The organism is Streptomyces sp. NBC_01232 (assembly GCF_035989885.1).
GTDB lineage: Bacteria > Actinomycetota > Actinomycetes > Streptomycetales > Streptomycetaceae > Streptomyces.
In genome coordinates this window covers 4,453,989-4,468,421 of record NZ_CP108518.1, presented here as the reverse complement: position 1 = coordinate 4,468,421, position 14,433 = coordinate 4,453,989, and the positions used below count along the sequence as shown (strand labels likewise).

Genomic DNA, 14,433 nt, shown 5'->3' with positions numbered 1-14,433 from the left:
CCCGCATCGCAGCCCCGGGCCCGACGGCCCGGGGCTGCGCTGTGCCCGCGCTCCTGGGCCGCGGAGCGCGGCCGTCAGCGGTGGCGCAGCGCGTTCTGGGCGTCGACGTACTTGAGCATGAGGCGGGCGAAGTCGATGCGTTCGCGCTCGGTCCAGTCGGCCGTCACGTACTCGAAGGCCGCGCGCTGGTGCCGCCGGAAGCGGTCCATCATGTCCCGGCCCTCGGGGCTGAGGTGAAGGATCGTGCGGCGGCCGTCCTGCTGGGAGGCGGCGCGGACGAGGTATCCGGCCGAGATGCTGTCGGACACCATGCGGCTGGCGACCGAGGGGTCGACGGCCAGGTACTCGGCGACGGCGCCGACGGTGATCTCGCGGCCGTCGCCCTGTTCGGCCTCCAGGACGATGTTGAGGACCAGGGTGCGGCTCAGGTCCTTCTGGGAGATCGGGTTCTCGACCTCCAGGAGCGAGGAGCGCCGCAGCTTCCCGAAGGCCGGGCCCACGGCGTCCAGCAGTTCCTCGTCGGTCGCCGGCTCGTGCTTCGTCATGCCCCTCATCGTACATACGTGAGTCTCTGCAGGCATGTGTTGACATGAAAACGTGTGCATGTAAGCATGCATATGCGACCACGAATGAATGGAGTTTCTCGTGACCGTCCTCATCACCGGCGCCCGTGGCACGGTCGGCCGCGCGGTCCTCGACCGTCTGCACTCCGCCGGCCTGCCCGTCCGCGCCGCCAGCGCCCGCCCCGCCGAACTGACCGTCCCGGCGGGGGTCGAGACCGTCGAGCTCGTCCTCGACCGGCCGGAAACCTTCGCCGCCGCGCTCCGCGGGATCCGCCAGGTGTTCCTCTACCCCCAGCCCGCCGGCATCCACGACCTGGTCAAGGCCGCCGAGGCCGCCGGGGTCGAGCACGTCGTCCTGCTGTCCTCGGCGTCGGTGCTCGCCCCCGGCGCCGAGAGCGACCCGCTCGCGCGCCACAGCCTCCAGGTCGAGCGCGCCCTCGCCGGCTCCGGTCTCACCTGCACCTTCCTGCGTCCCGACGCCTTCGCCAGCAACTCACTGGGCTGGGCCCGGACCATCGGCCGGTCGGCGGCGGTCCCGCTCGCCTACCCGGACGCGCAGATCGCGCCCATCCATCCCGAGGACATCGCCGACATCGCAGTGGAGGCCCTGACCGGCGGCTCCCTCACCGGCCGCTCGCTCACCCTGACCGGCCCCGAATCGCTCACCTTCCGCGCGCAGCTGGCCGCCCTCTCGCAGGCCCTCGACCGCCCGGTCCCGGTCGAGCACATCACCCGCGCCGAGGCGGAACAGCAGATGGGCCGTCACATGCCGGCCCCGATGGTCTCCTCGCTGCTCGACCTGTGGGAGGCCGCCGACCACGGACCCGCGCCCCTCGGCGACACCACCGAGACCCTCCTCGGCGTACCCGCCCGCACCTACCGGCAGTGGGCCCGCGAGAACGCGGACGCCTTCACCGGCCACTGACCCGCCGACCGGCGGCCCCCCAGAAGGAGCAGGACATGAAGCAGGACACGAAACGGGACGTGGAGCAGGGCGTGAAGCCCATCGGCTACTGGCTGAACCGCACGGACCGGGCCCTGACCGCATCCATGGACTCCGCGCTCGCCGCGTTCGGTCTCACCCGGCTCGGCTGGCAGGTCCTCAACGCCGTCCGGGACGACGCGCGAGCCACCGACGCCGGCCTTGCGACCGCCCTGGCCGTCGGCGACGGCACCTCGGCCCTGTCGGCCACCGTCGCGGCGCTCCTCGCCGACGGCCGGCTGACCCGCCCCCGGCCGGACCGCCTCGCCCTGACCGACGACGGCCGCGCCCTCCTCGCCGAGGCCGCGCGCCGGATGGGCGCCTTCCGCGAGCGGTCGGCGCGGGGGATCACGCGCGAGGAGTACCTCACCGCCGTCTCGGTCCTGGAGCGCATGACCCACAACGTGGAGGCGGGACCGGAGCGGTGATCCGCCCCGGCCCCTACGGCCCCGGTGTCACAGGCCCGCGAGCTGCGTCCCGCGCCCGGCCGTGACCGGCCGCGAGGAGCCCTTCGGACCGCGCAGGATCGTGAGGGCGATGGCCAGAGCGGCCAGGATCAGGGCGGCGCCGACCGCGAAGGCCAGGTGGTATCCGCCGGTCAGGGCCTCGGGGACGGGACGGCCGGACGCGGTGAGGGACTCGGTGCGGGCGGCGGCCAGGGTGGAGAGGACCGCGATGCCCAGCGCCATGCCGATCTGCTGGGTGGTGTTGAAGAGGCCGGAGGCCAGGCCCGCGTCGGCTTCCTTCGCCCCGGACATGCCCAGCGATGTCAGGGCGGGGAGCGCGAGGCCGAACCCGGCGGCGAGGAGCATCACCGGGAGCAGGTCCGTGAGGTAGTCGGCCTGGTCGGCCCGTCCGGGTACGCGGGTCAGCAGGCCGAGTACGCCGACCAGCAGGACCAGACCGGCCAGCAGCACCCTGCGCTCGCCGAAGCGGGAGTTCAGCCGGGCCGAGACCGTGAGGGACACCAGTCCGATGACGGCGGCGGCCGGCAGCATCGCGAGACCGGTCGCGGAGGCGGAGTACCCGAGCACGTTCTGCATGTAGAGCGCGACGAGTATCTGGAAGGAGAACAGAGCGGCGACCATCAGCATCTGGACCAGGTTGGCGCCGAGGACGCTGCGGGAGCGGAAGATCCGCAGCGGCATGAGCGGATTGCGTGCGGTGGCCTGGCGGACGAGGAACCCGGCGAGCAGGGCGAGCGCGAGGGCGCCGAGGCCGAGGGTGCGGGCCGAACCGGCCCCGTATGTCTCGATCTTGACGACCGTGTAGATCCCGAGCATCAGGCCCGACGTGACGAGCAGCGCGCCGAGGGCGTCCGCGCCCGCCGTAAGGCCCAGCCCGCGGTCGCCCGGCAGGGCCGGGAGGGCGATGAGGAACACCGCGATGCCGATGGGCAGATTGATGAAGAAGATCCAGTTCCAGGTCAGCGCGTCGGTGAGGACACCGCCGAGGACCTGTCCGAGGGAGGCTCCGGCCGCGCCGGTGAAGCTGAAGACCCCGATGGCGCCGGCCCGTTCGCGCGGTCCGGTGAAGAGCGTGACGAGGATGCCGAGACTGACGGCGGAGGCCATCGCGCTGCCGGCGCCCTGCAGGAAACGGGCCGCTATCAGCATCTCGGGCGAGGTGGCGAAGCCGGCCAGCAGCGAGGAGGCGGTGAACACCGCGGTCCCCGCGAGGAACATCCGCTTGCGGCCGATCAGGTCACCGAGGCGGCCGGCGAGCAGGAGCAGCGAGCCGAAGGCGATGAGGTAGGCGTTGACGACCCAGCTGAGCCCGACCGGAGTGAATCCGAGGTCGCCCTGGATGGCGGGCATCGCGACGGTCACGATGCTGCCGTCGAGGACCGTCATCAGCATCCCGGTGGCCAGGACGCCCAGGGCCGGCCGGCGGGAGCGCGAGAGAGAGGGGGAAGGGGGCGGGGCGGTGGTGGGCACGGCGATCTCTCCTGTCGTCGGGAGGCAACAAGAGAGACCGTAACAGATAGTTCCGTTGCAGACTATCTTTTACGGATCCAAGCTGGGCGGGCGCTTCACGAGCACCCTCGACTACCCTTTCTGACGGGCCCGCCGGGCCGGACGCGCACCTTCGACCGGCGTCTCCAGATGCCCCGTGACCAGCCGGTTCAACGCCCGGAGCAACATCTCGCGCTCGTCCTCGGGCAGGGCGCCGAGGGCACCCTCGTGAACCCGGTCGACGATCTTCTGGCTCTCCTTCGCGACCTTCACCCCCTCCTCGGTCACGGCGATGACCCGCGCCCGCCGGTCGGTACTGGAAGGCCGGCGCTCGGCCAGACCGGCCTTCTCCAGCGCGTCGACGGTCACCACCATCGTGGTCTTGTCCATGTCGCCGATCTCGGCGAGCTGCGCCTGGGTGCGCTCCCCCTCCAGGGCGTGGACCAGGACGCAGTGCATCCGCGGGGTGAGCCCGATCTCGCCGAGCCGCGCGCTCATCTGCGTCCGCAGCACGTGACTGGTGTGGTCCAGGAGGAAGGACAGGTCCGGTTCGGTGCGCGTGGGTGCCATGGCCGTCATGCCTGCCAGGGTAACCAGGATCGATCCGTCGCGGATTATCGGCAACCGGACCACTCGCGCGCCCCGGGCGTCAGGCCAGGATCTTGGCCTTGGCCCGGTCGAATTCCTCCTGGGTGATGTCGCCCTTGTCCTTGAGCGCGGAGAGTTTGTGCAGCTCGTCCGCCGAGCCGCCGCCGCTCCCGGCCGTCCTCTGCACGTAGGAACGGAAGGCCGCCTGCTGCTCCTCGGCCTGCTTCCGGTCCCGTTCGTGCATGCTGTGCCCGCGGACGATCAGGTACACGAAGATGCCGAGGAACGGCAGCACCAGCACCAGGATGAGCCAGCCCGTCTTCCCCCAGCCGCCAAGGGTGTGGTCACGGAAGATGTCCGTGATGACCTTGAAGAGGAGGAAGAACCACATGACCCACAGGAAGAACCACATCATCGTCCAGAAGAAATTGAGAAGCGGGTAATCGTCCATGCCCGACTCCGATCATGCGCGTGGTCCTTCATTCATACAGGCGGCCCCGGCGGTCCGCATGCGGAGGACCGGCTCCGGTCGCGCGACGGACTCCGGGCCGTTCTCCTGAAGGCATGGAACGCAACGCAGCCGATCAGCGCCGGCGCGTCCTGCTGGGCCACCTGCTGCGCTCGGTGCTCTCGGTCGCGCTCCTCACGGGGCTCTACTACGTGGCGCCCCTGGAGGGCGGGTTCGGTATCACCACCGTCATGACGCTCGTGCTCGGCCTCGTGGTCTTCGGGCTGCTGACGGCCTGGCAGATCGCCGCCGTCGCCCACGCGCAGTTCCCGCGGATGCGCGCACTGGAGGCGCTGGCCACCGGTGTACCGCTGTTCCTGGTGCTGTTCTCGGCGACGTACTACCTGCTCGCCGCACAGGACCCCACCTCCTTCTCGGAGCCGCTGACCCGCACGGACGCCCTCTACTTCACGATCACCACCTTCGCCACCGTGGGATTCGGGGACATCGTCCCCACCACCGAGGGCGGCCGGGTGCTGGTCACCTTCCAGATGGTCGCCGACCTGATCCTCATCGGAGTGATCGCCAAAGCGCTCGTCGGCGCGGTCAAAATCGGCATCCACAGGCGCAGTTCGCCGCCCCCCGGCCCGGACGACGAGCCCTGAGCGGCGAAGTGCGCCCCCGAGGTGGACCATCGAGGAAGCGGAAAGGAAGTGAGCCATGCCGCAGTCGCGCCCTCGATCCGAACCGCCCCCCGGCGGAACGCAGCCGCAGGAGGCCGACGTCCTCAGGCAGACCCTCCGCAGCCCCGGCTACCTCAAGCTGCTGATCTTCTGCGGGCTCATCAGCATCCCGGTCTCCCTCGCGTCGTTCTGGTTCCTCGCGGCGCTGCACAAGATGGAACACCTGATGTGGACGGACCTCCCCGAGGCCCTGGGCTGGGACGCCCCGCCGTGGTGGTGGCCGCTCCCCCTGCTGCTCGTCGCCGGCATCGTGGTCGGCCTGGTCGTCCCGCACATGCGCGGCAACGGCGGTCACCTCCCCGCGGCCGGCCTGCAGACCGGCGGGGCCTCGGCCTCCTACCTTCCCGGCGTCGTGATCGCGGCCGTGGCCAGTCTGCCGCTCGGCGCGGTGCTGGGCCCGGAGGCCCCGCTGATCGCCCTCGGCGGCGGGCTGGCCCTGCTGTTCCGCAACCTCTCGCAGGCGCCCGTGACCCCGCAGGGCACCGCCCTCGTGGGCGCGGCCGGCGCCGCCGCCGCCATCGCCACGATCTTCGGGAATCCGCTGATCGCCGCGGTGCTGCTGATCGAGGTGGCGGGCGTGGGCGGGCCGCAGCTGTTCGCGGTGATGCTGCCGTCCCTGCTGTCCGCCGGGGTCGGCGACCTGGTGTTCACGGGTCTCGGCCGCTGGACCGGGCTGCCGGTCGGCAGCCTGAAGCTCGATCTGGGCGTCCCCGTGCCCCACCTGGACGTGCCCGACGTGCTCTGGGCGGTTGCCATCGCCGCGGCCCTCGCGCTCGCCCTGCACCCCATACTGACCGGGGCCCGCCTGATCGCCGCGTACGTGCTCGAGCGGCCCCTCCTGCGCACCGTCCAGTGCGCCCTGGCCGCCGCGGCCTGCGCCAGCCTCTACGCGCTCATCACCGGGCTCTCGCCCGCCGATGTCACCGGGTCGGGGCAGGCGGCCATCGGCAAGCTGGCCGCCGACCCGCACTCCTGGGGCGTGGGCGCGCTGATCGGCATCCTCCTCTTCAAGGGCGCCGCTTACGCCATCTGCCTCGGCAGCCTGCGCGGTGGCCCCGTCTTCCCGGCGCTCTGCCTCGGCGCCGTCGCGGGAGTCCTGCTCGGGCCGCTGCCCGGTCTCGGCATCGTGCCGGCGATGGGGGCGGGAATGGCGGCGACCGCCGCCAGCGCGCTGCGGCTGCCGGTGAGCAGCGTGGTGATGGTCGTCCTGATGCTCGGCGGCACCGCGATGATCCCGGTCGTGATCATCTCGGCCGTGGTCGCCTTCGTCGTCACCGAGCTGCTGCCCGTGGGGCCCCCGATCCCCGAGCTGCCCCCCGTACCGGCCACGGCCGCGGCGCCCGCGGCGGAGTAGTCGACGGCCCCGGCCGACACGCAGGACCCCGCCCGGCTTCCCGGGCGGGGTCCTCCCGTACGCGGGTGCGGGAGCGACCGGCAGATCGGCCGGTCAGCACCGCAGCAGGCGGCGCAGCCGCACGGCGGACACCGCACCGTCGCGCGCGCATGCGTACGGGGTGGGTCCGCCGACGGGCAGACCCACCCCACAGGTACAACAGGCCGGCGCGCTCCCTACGGCCGGATGTTCTGGTTCAGGTGGAACAGGTTCTCCGGGTCGTAGGCGCGCTTCACCGCCACCAACCGGTCGTAGTTGCCCTTGTAGTTGGCCCGGATCCGGTCCTGGTCGTCATCGGCCATGAAGTTGATGTAGCCGCCCTCCTCGGAGTGCGGGGCGGTCGCCTCGTAGTAGTCGCGCACCCAGGCCGTACCCGCCTCGTTGGTGTCCGGGTCGGGCCACATCCCGGCTATCACCGTGGCGAACGAGGCGTCGCGGTACGCGAAGGACGTCGCGTCCGGTGCGACGCGGTGACAGGCGCCGTTGATCGGGTAGATGTGGACCGTCGAGTTCACGGCGGGCAGGCCCGGCGCGTGCCGCACGTGCGCCTCGATCGCGGCGTCGCTGAGCTCGGACACGAAGTTGGCCTTCCAGTAGTGCTGGAGACCGGGCGGCACGAGCGCGTCGAAGGCGCTGTTGAGCGCCGGGTACGGCATCGGGCCCACGTGCTCGGCGACCACCGGCGCGAAGTCGTGGAAGGCGCGCAGGGCGCGCTCCCCCTCGTCGAGCGGCCCCGACCAGCACGCCACGATCAGCGCGAACGTGTCGCCGTGCCGGTCAGCCGGGATGAACGGGAGCGGCGGGGCGATCTGGAAGGCCGGGAACCCGCCGAGTTCCTCCGGCGCACCGGCGATGTGGTCGGCGAAGGAACGCAGCACGGTGGGGGCGTCCTCCAGCTCGAAGAGCATCGGCCCGCCGTAGATGTCCTTGACGGGGCTCAGCCGGTACTCGAAGGAGGTCACCGCGCCGAAGTTGCCCCCGCCGCCGCGCAGCGCCCAGAAGAGGTCCGCGTTCTCCTCCTCGCTCGCCACGACGAGCCGGCCGTCCGCGGTCACCACATCGGCCGACACCAGGTTGTCGCAGCTCAGACCGAGCCCGCGGGCCAGATAGCCGATGCCGCCGCCGAGGGTGAGCCCGCCGATGCCGGTGGTGGAGATGATCCCGCCGGTCGTGGCCAGTCCGAAGGGGTACGTGGCCGCGTTGAAGTCGCCCCAGGTCGCTCCGCCCTCCGCGCGGGCGGTGCGCCCCGCGGCGTCGACGCGGACGCCCCGCATCCCGGACAGGTCGGCCACCACGCCACCGTCGCAGGTGCCGAAGCCGGGCACGCTGTGCCCGCCGCCCCGCACCGCGAGGTCGAGCCCGTTCTCGCGGGCGAAGTCGACCGCGGCCATGACGTCGCCGGCGTTGGCGCAGTGCACGACGGCGGCCGGTCTCCGGTCGATCATGGCGTTGTGGACCTTGCGCGCCTCGTCGTAGGACTCGTCGTCCGGGGTGACGACCGCCCCGCGTACCCGTTCCCGCAATTGGTCGATCGAGAGCTTGCCCATGGCCATCGCTCCTCGTGCATCACGTCGTTCCGCGCTGCGTCGCGCTACGGCAGCAGGTGACTGAAACCCACCTCGAAGTGTTCGACCGAGACGATCCGCTGGCCCTCGCGCTGCGCGGTCTCCTCACGGATCCGGGCGGCCTGCTCCTCGCTGTCCCTCATGGTCCGTTCGTCGTCCCACAGGGTCAGCGACTTGGCCACGCCCGTGGCCCGGTCGACGAGGTAATAGACCCCCCGGAAGCCGGGAACGTCCTGGACCTGCCTGACAATCGCCTCCGAATTCGCGCTCACGTCTCCCTCCGCGGGGACCGGTGATCCCTGGTAGGTGCTCAGCCTCGCGAACATCTGCGGCAGTCCTTCCTCGCAGGGCCGCCGGTCGGGGAACAGGCGGCTCCACGACAAGGGTGCTCCGGCGCGCCGCAGCCCGCATGCCGGAGCGGCGCGACAATGGTGGGGAAGGGCGCGTGCGCCCTTGCTCTGCCGTAGCTGCAGCCGTAGCCGTAGCCATTGCCGAGAGGCGGGACGTCGAGGTGCCGTACATAGCTGTGACCGCCCTGAGTCATGTCGGGCTGGTGCGCGAGCACAACGAGGACAGCCTCGTCATCGGGCCGTGGACCCTGTGCGGGACCGTGACCCAGAATCCCCAGACACTGGTCTTCCCCTTCGGCAGACCGCTCGTCGTCGCCGTCGCGGACGGTCTCGGCGGCCAGCCGGCCGGCGAGGTGGCCAGCGAACTGGTGGTACGCCAGCTCTCCTCGCTCGGGTCCACGCTCGACGGCCCGGAGGCCGTCGGTGACGCGCTGAACCTCTGCAATCGCGCCGTGTACTCGGCCACCGAGGGGCGGCCGGAACTGGCCACCATGGGGACCACGGTCGCCGGGGCCCTGGTCCTGGCGGATTCGCTGCTGGCGTTCAACGTCGGCGACAGCAAGGTGTTCCACGCGGCGCAGGACGGACTGCTCCAGGTCAGCGTGGACGACAGCCCGCCGCCGCTGCCCGGGCACCGCACCACCTCCGCGGTCACCCAGGTCCTCGGCGGCAGCCGCCGATACGACGAGATCACCCCCCACGTCGCGGCCTTCCCGGTGACCGAGGGCGATCGCTACCTGGTGTGCAGCGACGGGCTGACCGACCCGGTGACGAACGAGGAGATCGAGGCGCTGCTGCGGGTGCACGACGACGGCCGGGCCGCCTTCGAGCTGTGGAAGGCCGCCATCGACGCCGGCGGCCCCGACAACATCACGCTGGCACTGCTGCGCATCGGCGCCTAAGGGCTGTCCCGTAATCCGCGGTGGGTCAGCGCACGGCGTCAGATGCGGTGCATCGCAAGGCGGAGGGTCGTACTCATACCGGGCGTATTCGGGCGATCCGACAACGCAGCGAGGTGCCGTAGCTGGCGTCGTGCGCCCGCCGGGGATTGCGGGACAGCCCTTAGGCCGTCTCTTTCGGATCTTGCTCCCCCGGCTACCGCTGGGAGGTGCCCCCGGGCCCGCGCTGCCCGGCAAGATCCGAAAGAGACGGCCTGGAGGGTCAGGGGCCGGGGCCGTGTCAGGGCGTCGTCGCGCTCTTGGTGTAGAAGTCGCCGAGGTCCCGCACGTCCACGGAGGCGTTGACGACGAGGCCGGCGGCCTTCGACGTGTGGCGCTCGACGAGCTCCAGCACCGACCGGGTCAGGCGCGACTTGGTCTGGGGCGTGCGACCCCTGGCGATGGCCAGCTCGACGTGGATGACCACCGACCGGCCGTCGGTGCCCTCCCCGACGACGGACTCCTCCAGGCGGTGGAAACGCGTCTTGCAGTTGCCGATCGCGGTGTCGAGGATCTCGGCGGCCAGCGCGTGCAGTTCGAGCGCGAACGCCCGCCGGTCGAAGGCGCCGGTCAGCGAGTCCGAGTAGTCGACGACTGCGTGGGGCACGGGGTTCTCCCTGCTCTGCCGGATACGGGGCAACGGGCCCCGGTCCCCCGCCCGTTGGCGGGGGCACTGCGACGGTATCCGAGCCGCCCCCGACGACGCCGGCCACTCGCCGGACCCCGTCGGCCGGTCGTGAGCCGTCACGGCCGCCGTCCCGTGCCGGCGGGCATGCTTCCACGGAATAACCCCGGGCGTTCATATGATTTCCGGGTCCGGAAATCACCTGCTGCGCGTCCGGAATTACCGATCGGACGCGCGGAGATTTCCGCTGCCAACGGTACCTGCTGTGCTACGGTGACGTCCGTTGCAGTTGTGGTTCCCAAAAACTTACAAGTGCTCTCACCGGATTTTCCGATGGGTGCACTTTTTATTTCCGGTGCATGCAGTGAAATCTACTCGTTCCGGTCGGGGCAATCATCACGGCGACACCGGGCCCGCACAGTGCGGATCCGGGCACTGCCCCAAAGGAGAATTCATATGGCATCTGGCACCGTGAAGTGGTTCAACGCGGAAAAGGGCTTCGGCTTCATCGAGCAGGAGGGTGGCGGCGCCGACGTCTTCGCCCACTACTCGAACATCGCCTCTTCCGGCTTCCGTGAGCTTCAGGAAGGCCAGAAGGTTACTTTCGACGTCACGCAGGGCCAGAAGGGCCCGCAGGCCGAGAACATCGTTCCCGCCTGACGCTGACGTCTGATGCCCGGCCTCCGCGCCGGCACGCAGACGCGGCCGAGGTCCGCACCCTGGGGTGCGGGCCTCGGCCGTCCGCATGTCCCGGACGGCACGGGAGCAGCCGCTCCCCCGAAGCCCGGCCGGTACGCGAGCACGCTTGCTAGAGTCCGTGCCCATGTCGATCCCTGACGACCTGCTCCTCGATCTCGCCACCATGGTCGAGTCGGAGCAGACCAATCAGATGTCCCTGACCGTCGTGGTTCACGGCGCCGTCATCACAGGCCGCCTCGCCCCCGAGAGCGTCTGGCGTCAGCGGGTGGCCGAGGTCCTGCGGGACTCCGACCAGCTGGGCCCGTTCGCCGAGATCTTCAGCTCTCCCGACCGGGGCGACAGACAGCAGGCCGGGGCGCCCTCGCACCTGCATTTCCATGTCGCACGCATCCTCCAGGGCACCCTGGGCATCCCCGAGACAGGCGGAATGTACCGAATCGCGGTCAAGGACGTCGGCGCCTGGACTGTCGGAGACTTCAGCTACTCCGACAAATAGCCCCTTTCCCCGCCGCGTCGGCGCGCACACCCACGCACGCACCCGTCCGGGCCCTGCACTCCGCAGGACGGCCCCCGCATTTCGCCCGGGGGCCGTCCCCGATATCGACATGGCGATATCGCCCGCCCGCGCCCCGCAATGACGCCATGCGGATCTCGATGCTGGGGGCCCTGGACGTACGGGGCGAGGACGGAAGCGGCGTCGGAGTCGGGGGGCCGGGACCCCGAGGGCGCGGCACGGCTCCTGCGCACGGCCCTGGAGCTGTGGCGCGGCCCTGCCCTGCTGGACGTCGCGGCCGCCTCCCTGGCCGTGCGCGGCGGCCCGGATCACTCGCGCGCCGACGCGGCCCGTGTGGAGGCCGCGGCGCGCGCCGCGCTCGGCGACGCGTACGAGGAGTGCTTCACCGCAGTGGTACGGGACGGGGACGGCCCGGTGGGGCTGGAGACCGTACGGGAACTCGCGCGGGTCACGCTGGCCGGCTGAGGTCGCGCAGGAAGCGCTGCTGGTCGGCGAGGAGGCCGGGCGGGAAGAGGGAACGCGGGGCGAACACGGCCGTCAGGGTCAGCCGCCAGGAGGAGCGCTCGACCTCGGTGCGCAGCAGGGCGTGGGTCGCTCCCGGATAACGCCGGACCGTGAGGGTGCCGGGCGCGAGGACGCTCCGGTACACGGCCTCGGTCTCGGCTCCGTCCACGTTCAGGTCATCGGCGCCGGAGATCAGCAGCACCGGGACGGGCGGCATCGCGGCCAGGTCGGCGGTCGCGTCCGCGGTGTGGTTGCGGCTGATGAACGTCCAGCGCTCCCGGGTCAGTTCCGGGTCGGCGCCCGGACTCGCGCGGTACTCCTCGTACGCCGCCCCGCGCCGCAGCAGCGCGAGGGTGGCCTCCCGGGTGCGCAGGGCGGCCGCCGTGCGGTCGGCGCCCGCCCCGGACGCGCGGAGCTCGGCCCTCAGGTTGTACTCCCCCTGGCGCACCCAGTTCACGGCGGTGCCGACCGCGATGACGAAGCGCACTCCGGGGGCGGGGGCCCCGGCCACCACCTTGGGCATGACCCAGCCGGCCTGGCTGGCGCCCCACAGGCCGATGCGGGCGGGGTCGATATCGGGCCGGGTGCGGGCCGCCCAGGCGATGGCGTCGGTGGTCTCGCGCGCCCGGTCGTCCATGGTCCGGCCGAGCCAGTCGGCGGGCTTGTCGAGGGAGAGCGAGGCGTAACCGGCGCGGGCGAAGGCCTCCCAGTAGGGGCGGTAGAAGCCGTCGTGGGTGGCGTCGACCTCGCCGTCGCCGTGCACGAGGACGACGAGCGGGAAGGGGCCGGGGCCCTTGCCGGTGGGTGTGGCGAGCACGCCGGGGAGGTCGTGGCCGCCGGCGGGGACGGTGACGCGCTCCTCGTGGATCTCGTAGTCGTGCTGCCACAGGACGATGCCGGCGAGGAGGAGTGCGGTGGTGAGGGTCAGGAGCAGGCCGGTCAGGAGGGCCCGGCGGCCCCGGCGGGCCCTTCCGGGTGTGCGGGTCTCGGTCATCTGCGGCTCCGGGTTCTTCGCTCGGGATTCACACACTTATTCGCTCACATCAAAAACGATCGTATCTGCAATGAACGTATTAAGCTTGCGCGTATGACGACGGAGAGCGTGGAGGTACGGCGCGGGCTGCCCGAGGGGGCCGCCGCGCGCGTCGCAGAGCTGTACTGGGAGGCCTTCGCGGGAAAGCTGGGCCTCGCGCTCGGCCCCCCGGAGGCCGGCCGGCGGTTCATCGCCGGGCACCTGCACGCGGACCGGGCCGTGACCGCACTGTCGGGCGGCGCCGGCGACGAGGACGGCCGCGTGGTGGGCGTGGCGGGCTACCAGCTGGCCGGACGCGGCCTGGTCGGCGGCGACGCGGCCGCGGTCAGGGCGCAGTACGGGCACGTCCGGGGCCTGTACCGGGTGTTCCTGCTGGCCCTGCTGGAGCGCACCCCGGCCCGCGGCGAGCTGGTCATGGACGGCATCGCCGTGGCGGCCACCGAGCGGGGCCGGGGCATCGGCGGACTGCTCCTGCACGAGATCGAGGCGATCGCCGCGGAGCAGGGGTGCCGGCGGATCCGGCTGGACGTGGTCGCGGAGAACCCGCGGGCCCGGGCCCTGTACGAGCGGCACGGCTTCCGGGAGGTACGGGTGCGGCGCACGCCCTGGCTGCGGGACGTGCTGGGATTCGGGGGCGTGACGACGATGCACAAGGAGGTGGCGGCGCGATGAGCGGGATCCCCACGCGGATGGTGGTGCACGCGCTGGTCCGGGAGGACGGGACGGTCGCGGGCGGCGAGCTGTACGAGGTCGCCGCCCTGCTCGGCATGACCGACCAGCAGGTGCGGCTGTGCGTGAAGCGGCTGGTGGCCGAGGGCCGGTTCACGGTGGAGGGGCGCGGCCGGCGCGCCGTCCTGCAGCTGACGGGGCCCGGACCGGGACTGCCGCTCGTCCCGGAGGTGGAGTTCGTCCGGCACGCGTACCGGCAGGACCGGGGTCTGGAGCCGTGGGACGGCGTCTGGCACGCCTTCGCCTTCGCCGTACCGGAATCGGCGCGGTCCGCGCGGGACTCCCTGCGGGACGCGCTGACCGGGCTGGGAGCGGCGCCGGTCCAGGGCGGGCTGTACGTGACGCCGAACGCGATCGGTCCGTACGTACGGGCGCATGCGCAGGAGCTGGGCCTGCCGGAGGCGCTGAGCTGCCTGAGCACCCGGGACCTGACGGTGGGCGGCACCTCGGACCCGCGGACCCTGGCGGAGCGGCTGTGGCCGCTGCCGGAGATCGCGGCGCGGTACGAGGGGCTGCGGGCGCTCGCGGAGCGGCCCGTCGGGGCGGAGGCGGCCGGCCCCTCGGCGGCCGACGGCGCGGCGGCCGACGGCGCCGTCGCGGGGCTGGCGCACGCCGTCGCGCTGGCCGCGGCCTTCTCCGAGGCGATGCTCCCCGACCCGCTGCTGCCGCCGGAGCTGCTGCCGCAGCCGTGGCCGGGGACGACGGCCCGGGCGGCGGCGTCCGAGGCCTGGGCCCGGCTGGAGGCCGCCGCCCCGGCCCCCGGGCCCCGGCTGTTCCGGCTGTACCGCGAGGCCCTGGCCTGAC

18 protein-coding genes are annotated in these 14,433 nt (G+C 72.1%); 10 read left to right on the top strand and 8 right to left on the bottom strand.

The features are described 5' to 3' along the window. Window positions 1-74 precede the first annotated feature (74 nt). Entirely contained in the window at window positions 75-545 is a 471-nt protein-coding gene (locus OG444_RS20605) for a MarR family winged helix-turn-helix transcriptional regulator (protein WP_327263562.1), read from the bottom strand. A gap of 100 nt (window positions 546-645) precedes the next feature. Here OG444_RS20605 and OG444_RS20600 point away from each other — a divergent pair, with 100 nt between their 5' ends. Both OG444_RS20600 and OG444_RS20595 read left to right on the top strand, forming a co-directional pair. Further along, window positions 646-1,488, top strand: coding sequence for an SDR family oxidoreductase (locus OG444_RS20600; protein ID WP_327263561.1), 843 nt, complete (start codon window positions 646-648; stop codon window positions 1,486-1,488). A gap of 35 nt (window positions 1,489-1,523) precedes the next feature. After that, entirely contained in the window at window positions 1,524-1,973 is a 450-nt protein-coding gene (locus tag OG444_RS20595; RefSeq protein ID WP_327263560.1) for a MarR family winged helix-turn-helix transcriptional regulator, read from the top strand. 27 nt (window positions 1,974-2,000) lie between these two features. Here the strand turns inward: OG444_RS20595 and OG444_RS20590 are convergent, their stop codons facing one another. The 3 genes from OG444_RS20590 to OG444_RS20580 form a co-directional block, all read right to left on the bottom strand. After that, on the bottom strand, window positions 2,001-3,482 hold the full coding sequence (locus OG444_RS20590) for a DHA2 family efflux MFS transporter permease subunit (RefSeq protein ID WP_327263559.1): 1,482 nt from the start codon (window positions 3,480-3,482) through the stop codon (window positions 2,001-2,003). Between the two features lie 111 nt (window positions 3,483-3,593). Further along, window positions 3,594-4,079 (bottom strand): MarR family winged helix-turn-helix transcriptional regulator, encoded by a 486-nt coding sequence (locus OG444_RS20585; RefSeq protein WP_327263558.1) that lies wholly within the window; start codon window positions 4,077-4,079, stop codon window positions 3,594-3,596. 70 nt (window positions 4,080-4,149) lie between these two features. Continuing rightward, window positions 4,150-4,539, bottom strand: a complete 390-nt coding sequence (locus OG444_RS20580; RefSeq protein WP_327263557.1) for an SHOCT domain-containing protein — start codon at window positions 4,537-4,539, stop codon at window positions 4,150-4,152. Between the two features lie 113 nt (window positions 4,540-4,652). Between OG444_RS20580 and OG444_RS20575 the strand changes: the two genes are divergently transcribed. Continuing rightward, the gene (locus OG444_RS20575; RefSeq protein WP_327263556.1) at window positions 4,653-5,201 is read left to right on the top strand and encodes a potassium channel family protein; all 549 of its coding nucleotides are present in this window, start codon (window positions 4,653-4,655) and stop codon (window positions 5,199-5,201) included. Between the two features lie 55 nt (window positions 5,202-5,256). Further along, window positions 5,257-6,633, top strand: coding sequence for a chloride channel protein (locus tag OG444_RS20570; protein ID WP_327263555.1), 1,377 nt, complete (start codon window positions 5,257-5,259; stop codon window positions 6,631-6,633). Window positions 6,634-6,848: 215 nt separating this feature from the next. On the opposite strand, the gene OG444_RS20565 is transcribed toward OG444_RS20570, so the two are convergent. Further along, entirely contained in the window at window positions 6,849-8,219 is a 1,371-nt protein-coding gene (locus OG444_RS20565; RefSeq protein WP_327263554.1) for an FAD-binding oxidoreductase, read from the bottom strand. Window positions 8,220-8,263: 44 nt separating this feature from the next. Beyond that, window positions 8,264-8,509 (bottom strand): hypothetical protein, encoded by a 246-nt coding sequence (locus tag OG444_RS20560; RefSeq protein WP_327263553.1) that lies wholly within the window; start codon window positions 8,507-8,509, stop codon window positions 8,264-8,266. A 239-nt stretch (window positions 8,510-8,748) separates the two neighbouring features. On the opposite strand from OG444_RS20560, the gene OG444_RS20555 reads away from it, so the two are divergent. Next, window positions 8,749-9,489, top strand: a complete 741-nt coding sequence (locus OG444_RS20555; RefSeq protein ID WP_327263552.1) for a PP2C family protein-serine/threonine phosphatase — start codon at window positions 8,749-8,751, stop codon at window positions 9,487-9,489. A 277-nt stretch (window positions 9,490-9,766) separates the two neighbouring features. Here OG444_RS20555 and OG444_RS20550 read toward each other — a convergent pair whose 3' ends face one another. Further along, the gene (locus OG444_RS20550; RefSeq protein WP_327263551.1) at window positions 9,767-10,132 is read right to left on the bottom strand and encodes a 5-carboxymethyl-2-hydroxymuconate Delta-isomerase; all 366 of its coding nucleotides are present in this window, start codon (window positions 10,130-10,132) and stop codon (window positions 9,767-9,769) included. A 474-nt stretch (window positions 10,133-10,606) separates the two neighbouring features. Here OG444_RS20550 and OG444_RS20545 point away from each other — a divergent pair, with 474 nt between their 5' ends. The 3 genes from OG444_RS20545 (at window position 10,607) to OG444_RS20535 (ending at window position 11,828) form a co-directional block, all read left to right on the top strand. Further along, a complete protein-coding gene (locus OG444_RS20545) occupies window positions 10,607-10,810 on the top strand; it encodes a cold-shock protein (protein WP_030011983.1) in 204 nt (67 codons plus the stop codon). Window positions 10,811-10,973: 163 nt separating this feature from the next. Then, complete coding sequence (locus tag OG444_RS20540; RefSeq protein WP_327263550.1) at window positions 10,974-11,345, top strand: hypothetical protein; 372 nt, start codon at window positions 10,974-10,976, stop codon at window positions 11,343-11,345. A gap of 138 nt (window positions 11,346-11,483) precedes the next feature. Next, the gene (locus OG444_RS20535) at window positions 11,484-11,828 is read left to right on the top strand and encodes a BTAD domain-containing putative transcriptional regulator (protein WP_327263549.1); all 345 of its coding nucleotides are present in this window, start codon (window positions 11,484-11,486) and stop codon (window positions 11,826-11,828) included. Here OG444_RS20535 and OG444_RS20530 read toward each other — a convergent pair. Then, window positions 11,812-12,861, bottom strand: coding sequence for an alpha/beta hydrolase family protein (locus OG444_RS20530; protein WP_327263548.1), 1,050 nt, complete (start codon window positions 12,859-12,861; stop codon window positions 11,812-11,814). The genes OG444_RS20535 and OG444_RS20530 overlap by 17 nt on opposite strands. A gap of 93 nt (window positions 12,862-12,954) precedes the next feature. On the opposite strand from OG444_RS20530, the gene OG444_RS20525 reads away from it, so the two are divergent. Together OG444_RS20525 and OG444_RS20520 are read left to right on the top strand one after the other, a co-directional pair. Beyond that, entirely contained in the window at window positions 12,955-13,572 is a 618-nt protein-coding gene (locus tag OG444_RS20525) for a GNAT family N-acetyltransferase (RefSeq protein ID WP_327263547.1), read from the top strand. Next, entirely contained in the window at window positions 13,569-14,432 is an 864-nt protein-coding gene (locus tag OG444_RS20520; protein ID WP_327263546.1) for a PaaX family transcriptional regulator C-terminal domain-containing protein, read from the top strand. Before OG444_RS20525 ends, OG444_RS20520 begins: the two co-directional genes overlap by 4 nt. Window position 14,433: the final 1 nt, after the last annotated feature.

Coding starts and splice junctions, on each gene's coding strand:
- OG444_RS20575 (WP_327263556.1), top strand. CDS start 4,653: ATGGAACGCAACGCAGCCGATCAGCGCCGGCGCGTCCTGCTGGGCCAC.
- OG444_RS20585 (WP_327263558.1), bottom strand. CDS start 4,079: ATGACGGCCATGGCACCCACGCGCACCGAACCGGACCTGTCCTTCCTC.
- OG444_RS20545 (WP_030011983.1), top strand. CDS start 10,607: ATGGCATCTGGCACCGTGAAGTGGTTCAACGCGGAAAAGGGCTTCGGC.
- OG444_RS20605 (WP_327263562.1), bottom strand. CDS start 545: ATGACGAAGCACGAGCCGGCGACCGACGAGGAACTGCTGGACGCCGTG.
- OG444_RS20570 (WP_327263555.1), top strand. CDS start 5,257: ATGCCGCAGTCGCGCCCTCGATCCGAACCGCCCCCCGGCGGAACGCAG.
- OG444_RS20595 (WP_327263560.1), top strand. CDS start 1,524: ATGAAGCAGGACACGAAACGGGACGTGGAGCAGGGCGTGAAGCCCATC.
- OG444_RS20525 (WP_327263547.1), top strand. CDS start 12,955: ATGACGACGGAGAGCGTGGAGGTACGGCGCGGGCTGCCCGAGGGGGCC.
- OG444_RS20520 (WP_327263546.1), top strand. CDS start 13,569: ATGAGCGGGATCCCCACGCGGATGGTGGTGCACGCGCTGGTCCGGGAG.
- OG444_RS20535 (WP_327263549.1), top strand. CDS start 11,484: ATGACGCCATGCGGATCTCGATGCTGGGGGCCCTGGACGTACGGGGCG.
- OG444_RS20565 (WP_327263554.1), bottom strand. CDS start 8,219: ATGGGCAAGCTCTCGATCGACCAATTGCGGGAACGGGTACGCGGGGCG.
- OG444_RS20530 (WP_327263548.1), bottom strand. CDS start 12,861: ATGACCGAGACCCGCACACCCGGAAGGGCCCGCCGGGGCCGCCGGGCC.
- OG444_RS20580 (WP_327263557.1), bottom strand. CDS start 4,539: ATGGACGATTACCCGCTTCTCAATTTCTTCTGGACGATGATGTGGTTC.
- OG444_RS20540 (WP_327263550.1), top strand. CDS start 10,974: ATGTCGATCCCTGACGACCTGCTCCTCGATCTCGCCACCATGGTCGAG.